This window comes from Pantoea stewartii subsp. stewartii (assembly GCF_008801695.1).
Lineage (GTDB): Bacteria > Pseudomonadota > Gammaproteobacteria > Enterobacterales > Enterobacteriaceae > Pantoea > Pantoea stewartii.
Map to the genome: position 1 here is coordinate 19,790 of NZ_VZPF01000067.1, position 9,094 is coordinate 28,883.

Here is a 9,094-nt window from a genome sequence, read left to right on the forward strand (position 1 = left end):
GGAGGATTAAGGTTGGTTCGGGTCAGGAATGGCCGTACCCCAGTTACGCCACTCTTTCGGCGGTTCGTCCTGCAGCAGGAAGTGCTTGTTCGCATTCGCCTGCGGGGCCAGCGGGACCGTCGGTGGCGTAGCAAACTGAATGCCGCCGCGGATAAATTGCTGGAAGGTACCGGTTTTCACCACACCGCCAATCAGCCCAAAGTCCAGGTTATAGCCGGAGGCGAGCCAGAACACCGAGTTATTACGTACCAGATGCTGATATTTCTTACTGATGCGCAGGGCGATTTGCACGCGATCCGCCATATTACCCAACGAGGTGCCGGTCACGGTACCGACTTCGACGCCCCGGAACAGGACCGGCGTTCCTAATGACAGAGAACCCGCTTCGGTGGCATCCACATAGATGTTCAGGCCGTTGAGGTAACGCGTGTCGGTGATGGTGCTTTCCTGCAGCTCAAAGGTCCGCGCGCCGCGTCCTTTACCCGGGTCAACGTTAACGTAAGGCTGCAGGATCGTTTCCAGATGATTCACCCCGGCGGCCGAAATCTCGGGCGACACCACGGAGAAACGACTGTCAACGCGCGCGAAGTTCTGCACGTATTCCGGGTAAAGTACGGCTTTGGCTACCACCTGATTATTGTCATCACTCAGCGACAGCGATTCGATCTGACCCACGTTAATGCCCAGATAGCGAATCGGCATGCCCGCGGACAGTTTGCTGGCATCATAGGTGTGCAGGGTAATCTGGCTGCCCACCGCGCGAGCGGCCGTTTCGGACGGATAAAGCACGCGTTTTACGCCTTTATCCACTTTCGCCCCGGTCAGGTTGTCAAAGCTGATCGCGCCTTTTAAAGCCCGGTTCAGCGGGGAGGCCTGCACCGTTAATCCGCTGCCGTTAAGCTGCACGCGTGCGCCGCCTTCCGCCCAGAAGACACTTTCGTTGGTGAGGAGCTTACGGTATTCCGGTTTGATATGAACAGCGATATCAAACGCATCCGCGCGCGGTGTGACTTTCGTGATTTCGCCCACCTGGAACTTGCGGTACAGCACGACAGATCCCGCCTGAACATCCGGCAGACTTTTCGCGGTCAGCATCAGCGTGGTCGACGGACCGTCACCCACAATACCTTCCTCCGCACGTTCCGCATCCGCAAACAGCGGATAGGCGGCTTTTGGCGCGCCGCGCTTGCCGGGATCCAGACGAATACCGCCATCGACCCATTCACGTGCGCTGGCTCCCAGCACCTGCATGCCGTCCAGACCGAATTTCACATCAAGACGACTGTTCACGATGAATTTACTGTCGCTGTGCACCAGTTGCCGGTGGTCAGGATTGATTGCCACAACAAAATTCACCCCATTTTCATCCAGATCGCGCGAGATGACCTGGCCGATTTTCATACCGTATAACATCAGCGGTTGCCCCGCATCGATGCCATAGCTCTCCGGCGCGCTGAGTTTTACGGTGAGCACATTGGGTTGCTGCAGCAGCGTTTTGTCAGGCGCAACCACGGTAAAATGCTGTACGGGTGGACCGTCGCCGGGCACCAGTTCAAAGGTATTGCCGGTCAGCAGACTGCTCAGGCTGGTGTCAGTCAGGCTGAGTTTCGGACTGTGCATTTCAATGCGTGTGCCTTCGCGCATCAGGCCGACCACAGACGGATCAACCGTCATCTCGCCGGTGACTTTGCCGCCGTCCTGCAGATTCAGTTTGGTGAGCGTACCGACTTCCAGACCCTGGTACATCAGCGGCGTTCGGTTAGCCGACAGGTTATCGCCGTTGGGCAGATCGAGGCTAATCAGCACACCGCGCTGGCTGTGAGCCAGATCAGGATAGAGGGTGTAATTCTGGACGCTCTTTGCGGCTTCCGCGCCTTCGGGCGAGTCAAAGGCAATTGCGCCATTGACCAGTGCCGCCAGGCTTTCCAGCTGCACTTTGGCACCGCTCAGGCTGACATCGGCGTTCAGGCCGGACACGTTCCAGAAACGGCTGCTGGTTTTCACCAGGTTGACGAAGCGACGTTCGATAAGCACGTCAATTGACACGCCGTTGTTTTGACCGTTGATACTGTAGTCGTACACGCGGCCTACCGGAATTTTGCGGTAATAGACCAGTGAGCCGGTATTCAGCGAACCCAGATCCGGTGCATGAAGGTGAATCATCAGCTCGCCGGTATTGACACGGTATTTCGGTTGCGTATCCAGGGCGGTGAAGGTGTCGCTCTCTTTACCATCGCCCGGCATCATGCCGATGTAGTTACCGCCGACCAGCGCATCAAGGCCGGAAACCCCGGCCAGCGAGGCTTTCGGTGTCACCAGCCAGAATTGCGTATTCTCACGCAGTGCATCACGCATATCACTTTTGATACTGGCTTTGATCTGGATCTTGCGATAGTCGTCGCTCAGGTTGATGCCCTGCACGGTACCGACTTCCACGCCCTGATAGCGCACAGGCGTGCGCCCGGGCACAATCCCATCTGCCGTCTGGAAATTAATGGTGATTGTGGTGCCGCGCTCCTGAAAATTCGTCCATAGCAGCCAGCCCGCAATCAGCATGGCGATAACGGGCAGCAGCCAAAAAGGGGAAATTTTACGCTTATTACGCAGCGTAGCATTAGTCGGTGTAGTCGGCGTTTCCTGTTGCATGTGCATCCCAGAGCAGGCGGCTATCCAGCCACTCAACGGCCATAATGGTCAGGATCACAGCCGCGCCAAAGTAAAACGCGGCAGGTCCCATGGTAAAAGCCAGTAACTGGTCACGATTGACCAGTGACATGGTTAACGAAATGACAAACAGATCCAGCATAGACCAGCGACCGACCCAGGTTACAAAACGCAGGAGACGGATGCGGGTTTTCAGGCCTTGCTCGCAGCGAAAATGAATGCTGAGAAGCAACGCCAGCATGACCAGAACCTTGGTAAAGGGCACTAAGATACTGGCGATAAAGACGATGGCGGCGACCGGAATATTACCGGATGCCAGGGAAAGAATGCCGGAGAAGATCGTATCTTCCCGCCGCGAGCCATTGAGGTACACCACCGAAATGGGCAGCAGATTGGCCGGGATCAGCAGCACAATGGAAGCGATGAGCGCAGCCCAGGATTTTTGCAGGCTGTGACGGCGACGGAAGTCGAGCGGTGTATGGCAGCGGGGGCAACGGCCTCGTGCGTCGGGAACATCGGTATAATGGCAGTTGAGACAAACCTGCAGATCCTCCCGTCGCGTCACCTGAGGCTGTTGCGGATAAAAGTGTTCCCATAGCTGCTCAATATTGAGATGAATCAGCGTCATCACGCTCAGGACGGTCAGGGCAATGTAAGCCACCAGACCGTAGCCCATTTCGAGATCGGCGTATTCCTGAACTTTAATCGACGCCACCGCGATGCCAATCAGGAAAATGTCCAGCATGACCCACTCTTTCAGCTTCTCCAGCATCAGCAGAACCGGGCGCAGATTCATGCCCAAACGCTGGCCCAGCGCCAGGTAGCCAATGCCAGCCACAAGCGTGACGGGCGCACCGATAGTGCAGAACGCCACCATGGAGGCCGTTAACACGTTGCCCTGTAGCGTCATCTGCACAATGCCTTCCAGCAGGCTGGCGTTAATGCGCATACCCAGCAGCCGGATATAAATCAACGGCATGCTGAAGGCGAACGGCATCAGGACCAGCATGGTGGCCGCCATCGCCAGCAGACGCGTCATCGACCAGTCATAGCCGCTGACAATTTGTGCATTACAACGGGGGCAATGTGCCGACTGATGCGATTTCACATCTGGTAAGGAAAAAAGGGTATCGCATTGCGGACAACGCTGATAACGTGCGTGGGGCAATGTCTCGCTAATCGCGTGAATTTTCATAAAGAGTGCAGGGTTCGCTTATTGTTATTTACGCAAAGGGTTGTTAAGACATTGCTGTGTACCTGTTTCGGGTATCACGCTTCGATCCACAGAATGTTAAGGTTATAGTAACTAACGCTATGATTCACCTTATGGCTATGGATTTTTAGTGCTTATTTTTAACTGGCGGAGTGGTTAGCCGCCCGGATGTCACTGGTAACGGTTGAATAATGAACAAAACTGCCTTTTACGCCGATTTAGATCGCGATATGCGCGCCTTGCTGGCGGGAGAAACGGCGTTCCTCGCCGCGATGGGTAACTTTAGCGCGCTGTTGTATGAAGGTCTCGAAGGCGTGAACTGGGCAGGCTTCTACCTGCTGACGGAAGCAGACACACTGGTGCTTGGCCCGTTCCAGGGTAAAATTGCCTGTGTGCGCATCCCCGTGGGTAAAGGTGTCTGTGGTACAGCGCTGGCGCAAAATCAGGTCCAGCGTGTAGATGATGTGCATGCGTTTCCGGGGCACATCGCCTGCGATGCGGCCAGTAATGCTGAAATTGTGATTCCTCTGAAAGTAAACGGTCACGTTGTGGGCGTGCTGGATATCGACAGTGTGGAATACAATCGCTTTGATAGTGATGATGAAAAAGGGCTGGTAGCCTTGACTGACGGGCTTTGCGACGTGCTCGCGAACACGGACTTAGAAAAATATTTGCAGCTGACGCGTAGCTAATCGACTGGATTGCATGGCATTTAGCGATGTTGTCATTATAATGTCGCCTGTTCATGCCTGCTCTGGTCGGCAAACCCGTAGTAATCAGGAAATTTCATGGAAAATCAACCTAAGTTGAATAGCAGTAAAGAAGTCATTAGCTTTCTGGCGGAGCGCTTTCCGCACTGCTTTAGCGCTGAAGGTGAAGCGCGTCCGCTCAAAATCGGTATCTTTCAGGATCTGGTCGAGCGCGTTCAGGGCGAAATGAACCTGAGCAAAACACAGTTACGTTCAGCATTACGTCTTTATACCTCCAGCTGGCGCTATCTGTACGGTATTAAAGCGGGTGCGACCCGCGTGGATCTCGACGGCAATCCGTGCGGTGTTCTCGATGAGCAGCACGTTGAGCATGCCCGCAAGCAGCTGGAAGACGCGAAAGCGCGTGTTCAGGCGCAACGCGATCAGCAGCGGGCTGCGCGTCGTGAAGCCGGTGAGGGCGAAGAAGGGGCCAGCGCGCCACGTCGTCCTCGCAAACCTGCTCCGCGTAAAGCCGCAGAGGGTGACGCCGCGCGTAAGCCGCGTCCGCAGTCTGCTGAGCGTCCTACTGCATCGCAGCATCGCAAACCGGCACCCCGTCCGGAGCAGCAGCAGGCTAAACCCATCACTGATACCTCAACTTTGCAACCCGGCCAGAGTATTAAAGTTAAAGCAGGCAAAAGTGCAATGGACGCAACCGTTCTGGAAGTTTCTAAAGACGGCGTCCGGGTACAGCTCGCTTCCGGCATGGCAATGATTGTGCGCGCAGAACACCTGCAGTTCTGAAACGGAGGCTGACCCCGGCATGAACACCTTGTTAAAAGTTGGATTGATCGCGGGCCTGCTGTTGTCAGGCCCTTCCTTTGCCGCCGAGAACATCACTCGTGCCGATCAAATTCCTCAGTTGCATGAAGATCCCCAGGATCCTACCGTCAGCGAGCGCGTCACCTCACGGTTCACGCGTTCTCACTATCGTCAGTTCGATCTGGACGGGGCGTTTTCCGCCAAAATTTTTGACCGCTACCTCAACATGCTCGACTACAGCCACAACGTGCTGCTGGCGTCGGATGTAGCACAGTTTGCCAGCAAGAAAACGCAGCTGGGTGACGAACTGCGTAGCGGTAAGCTGGATATTTTTTACGATCTTTATAATCTGGCCCAGAAACGCCGCTTCGAACGCTATCAGTACGCGCTCACGGTCCTGGCTCGCCCGATGAACTTTACCGGTAATGACACCATCGATATTGACCGTTCCAAAGCGCCCTGGCCGAAAGACCAGAACGAATTAAATGCGCTGTGGGATGCCAAGGTGAAATACGATGAGTTGAGCCTGAAGCTGGCCGGCAAAGACGAAAAAGAAATTCGTGACGTGCTGACCAAACGCTATAACTTCGCCATCCGTCGCCTGGCACAGAGCAACAGCGAAGATGTGTTCCAGCTGGCAATGAATGCATTTGCCCACGAAATCGATCCGCACACCAACTATCTGTCGCCGCGCAATACCGAGCAGTTCAATACTGAAATGAGCCTGTCGCTCGAAGGGATTGGCGCCGTACTGCAGATGGATGACGATTATACCGTGATCAATTCTATGGTCGCGGGTGGCCCGGCGGCGAAAAGTAAAGCCATCACCGTTGGCGATCGTATTGTCGGCGTCGGTGAGCCAGGCAAGCCAATGGAAGATGTGATTGGCTGGCGTCTGGATGATGTCGTCGCCAAAATTAAAGGACCGAAAGGCAGTAAGGTTCGCCTTGAAATCCTGCCTGCCGGTATAGGTACTAAAACCCGCATTGTGACACTGACGCGTGAGAAAATCCGTCTGGAAGATCGCGCCGTTAAGATGAGTATTCACAATGTGGGCAAACAGAAAGTCGGCGTACTGGATATTCCGGGCTTCTACGTGGGCCTGACCGATGATGTCAAAGTGCAGTTGCAGAAACTGCAAAAGCAGAATGTCGACAGCATCGTGATTGATCTGCGGACCAACGGCGGTGGCGCACTGACCGAGGCGGTCTCACTGTCTGGCCTGTTTATCCCAAGTGGCCCCGTGGTGCAGGTGCGCGACAATAACGGTCGCATCCGTCAGGACAGCGATAACGACGGCATTGTGTACTATAAAGGGCCGCTGGTGGTGCTGGTTGACCGTTTCAGTGCGTCTGCCTCTGAAATCTTTGCGGCGGCGATGCAGGACTATGGGCGTGCGCTGATTGTTGGCGAGCCGACCTTTGGTAAAGGCACCGTTCAGCAGTATCGCTCGCTGAACCGCATTTACGATCAGATGCTGCGTCCGGAATGGCCTGCGCTGGGATCGGTTCAGTACACGATTCAGAAGTTCTACCGTATTAACGGTGGCAGTACACAGCGTAAAGGCGTCACCCCCGATCTGCTGATGCCTACCGGCGTTGAAGCGGCGGAGACAGGCGAGAAGTTTGAAGATAACGCCTTACCGTGGGACAGCATCACGGCTGCCACCTACGCGAAAACCGGAGATGTGAAAGCGCTGGTGCCGCAGTTGACGAAAGAACATGATGAACGTATAGCGAAAGATCGTGAGTTCCAGTACATCATGAAGGACATTGCCCGCTTTAATGCCATGAAGGACAAGCGCAATATCGTGTCGCTCAATCTTGCTCAACGCGAGAAAGAGAACCACGAAGACGACGCGCTGCGTCTGGAACGCATTAATGCGCGCTATCAGGCCGAAGGCAAAAAGCCGCTGAAGAGCCTGGATGACCTGCCTAAGGATTACAAAGAACCCGATCCTTATCTGGATGAAACCGTCAAGATTGCCAACGATCTGGCGCAGCTGGAAAAGACGCTTCCCGACGCGTCCGCAGCGAAAAGCAACTGATACGTTCTGGTTTAATAAAAAGCACCGCACTGCGGTGCTTTTTTTATGATAAGTCTGGCAAGGATGCGTCACGTTAATGTGTTGTACTGCGCGCATTCAGTAGGGTTGCGGTAAAGGTTATGTCATATTGTAAAGTTATGTCTTTTTAGGCACTTAAACGTTAAGGTCGCTTGAAAACCCGCACAATGCTCATAGGATATGTATCCGCGCATGAGCGCATGAACTACTGAGGATGATTAACCGTTATGATGCGTATTGCTCTTTTCCTGCTGACCAACCTGGCAGTGATGTTGGTATTCGGGCTGATTCTCAGCCTGACAGGAATTCAGTCAAGCAGTGTTCAGGGCCTGATGATTATGGCAGGTCTGTTTGGCTTCGGCGGTGCGTTTGTCTCACTGCTGATGTCGAAGTGGATGGCGTTGCGTTCGGTCGGCGGTGAAGTGATTGAACAACCACGCAACGAAACCGAGCGCTGGTTGTTAGAGACCATTAGCCAGCAGGCCCGGCAGGTCGGTATTGCGATGCCGCAGGTCGCGATTTACCACGCGCCTGACATCAACGCCTTTGCAACCGGTGCCCGCCGTAATGCGTCACTGGTGGCTGTATCGACCGGGCTGCTGCAAAACATGAGCCGCGACGAGGCTGAAGCGGTGCTGGCGCACGAAGTCGCGCATATTGCCAACGGCGATATGATCACCATGACCCTGATTCAGGGCGTCGTGAACACCTTCGTGATTTTCGTTTCGCGTATTCTGGCGCAGATTGCGGCAGGCTTCATGTCTGGTAACCGCGATGGGGAAGAAAGCAGCAACGGTAATCCGCTGGTGTACTTTGCCGTTTCTATGGTGCTGGAACTGGTGTTTGGTATCCTTGCCAGCATCATTACCATGTGGTTCTCTCGTCACCGTGAGTTCCATGCGGATGCCGGTTCAGCGAAACTGGTGGGCCGTGAGAAGATGATTGCGGCACTGCAGTGCCTGAAAACCAGCTACGAGCCGCAGGAGCCCAGCAGCATGATGGCGTTTTGTATCAACGGTAAAGGGAAGTCATTCAGCGAGCTGTTTATGTCGCATCCCCCGTTAGATAAACGTATTGAAGCGCTGCGTAGCGGCGAATACCTGAAGTAACCCGGCAAAAAGGCGACTGAGAAGTCGCCTTTTTTTATCACTGTACGCGCGGTGTTTTTATGCGCGACAGACTGAGCAGGGCCGCTGCGGTTGAGAATCCAGCCGCCAGTAACAGCGCCGCATGGGTGCCGTCATTGCCCAGCCAGTTGAACATCAGCGCTACCAGTGCGGCACCGCTGCTCTGACCCAGTAACCGTGCCGTGCCCAGCATACCGCTGGCACCACCGCTGCGTTGACGCGGAGCGGAGGTAATAATGGTGTGGTTATTCGGGGACTGAAACAGGCCAAAGCCCGCCCCGCACAGCATCATGCGCCAGATAATGTCCATGTCGTCTGGCTTCGCAGGTAAGTGAGCCAGCAGAAAAAGCCCGATGGCAAACAGGGCCAGCCCTAATCCCCCGAGTAGTAAGCGTCACATTTAAACCGTCTGTGCAGCGGGCTCCGGTTCCGGGAAAATAGTGTCCATCATTTTTTAATGGACACTATCGCGTGAAACACCGGACATGGCTCCTTGAGGCGCTTCGCCTCCATT

6 protein-coding genes and 1 pseudogene are annotated in these 9,094 nt (G+C 54.8%); 4 read left to right on the top strand and 3 right to left on the bottom strand.

The annotated features are described in order from the left end of the window. Positions 1-6 precede the first annotated feature (6 nt). Both F7Q90_RS18520 and yebS read right to left on the bottom strand, forming a co-directional pair. Positions 7-2,646 (bottom strand): PqiB family protein, encoded by a 2,640-nt coding sequence (locus F7Q90_RS18520; protein ID WP_006120306.1) that lies wholly within the window; start codon positions 2,644-2,646, stop codon positions 7-9. After that, positions 2,615-3,859 carry a membrane integrity lipid transport subunit YebS gene (gene yebS / locus F7Q90_RS18525; protein ID WP_006120307.1) on the bottom strand — a complete coding sequence of 415 codons (1,245 nt, stop codon included), beginning with the start codon at positions 3,857-3,859 and terminating at the stop codon, positions 2,615-2,617. The genes F7Q90_RS18520 and yebS overlap by 32 nt, the downstream gene beginning before the upstream one ends. A gap of 209 nt (positions 3,860-4,068) precedes the next feature. On the opposite strand from yebS, the gene F7Q90_RS18530 reads away from it, so the two are divergent. From F7Q90_RS18530 to htpX, 4 genes are all read left to right on the top strand, one after another. Further along, a complete protein-coding gene (locus F7Q90_RS18530) occupies positions 4,069-4,569 on the top strand; it encodes a GAF domain-containing protein (protein ID WP_006120308.1) in 501 nt (166 codons plus the stop codon). 96 nt (positions 4,570-4,665) lie between these two features. Then, positions 4,666-5,370 carry an RNA chaperone ProQ gene (proQ, locus tag F7Q90_RS18535; protein ID WP_006120309.1) on the top strand — a complete coding sequence of 235 codons (705 nt, stop codon included), beginning with the start codon at positions 4,666-4,668 and terminating at the stop codon, positions 5,368-5,370. Between the two features lie 19 nt (positions 5,371-5,389). After that, positions 5,390-7,435, top strand: coding sequence for a carboxy terminal-processing peptidase (gene prc / locus F7Q90_RS18540; protein WP_006120310.1), 2,046 nt, complete (start codon positions 5,390-5,392; stop codon positions 7,433-7,435). 245 nt (positions 7,436-7,680) lie between these two features. Beyond that, the gene (gene htpX / locus F7Q90_RS18545) at positions 7,681-8,562 is read left to right on the top strand and encodes a protease HtpX (RefSeq protein ID WP_006120311.1); all 882 of its coding nucleotides are present in this window, start codon (positions 7,681-7,683) and stop codon (positions 8,560-8,562) included. Between the two features lie 37 nt (positions 8,563-8,599). On the opposite strand, the pseudogene F7Q90_RS18550 reads toward htpX, so the two are convergent. Further along, positions 8,600-8,968, bottom strand: a pseudogene (locus F7Q90_RS18550) (MFS transporter); the annotation flags it as partial. Positions 8,969-9,094: the final 126 nt, after the last annotated feature.

What these genes read in the sequence shown, in the direction of transcription:
- prc (WP_006120310.1), top strand. Translation starts at nt 5,390, where the DNA reads ATGAACACCTTGTTAAAAGTTGGATTGATCGCGGGCCTGCTGTTGTCA.
- yebS (WP_006120307.1), bottom strand. Translation starts at nt 3,859, where the DNA reads ATGAAAATTCACGCGATTAGCGAGACATTGCCCCACGCACGTTATCAG.
- proQ (WP_006120309.1), top strand. Translation starts at nt 4,666, where the DNA reads ATGGAAAATCAACCTAAGTTGAATAGCAGTAAAGAAGTCATTAGCTTT.
- htpX (WP_006120311.1), top strand. Translation starts at nt 7,681, where the DNA reads ATGATGCGTATTGCTCTTTTCCTGCTGACCAACCTGGCAGTGATGTTG.
- F7Q90_RS18520 (WP_006120306.1), bottom strand. Translation starts at nt 2,646, where the DNA reads ATGCAACAGGAAACGCCGACTACACCGACTAATGCTACGCTGCGTAAT.
- F7Q90_RS18530 (WP_006120308.1), top strand. Translation starts at nt 4,069, where the DNA reads ATGAACAAAACTGCCTTTTACGCCGATTTAGATCGCGATATGCGCGCC.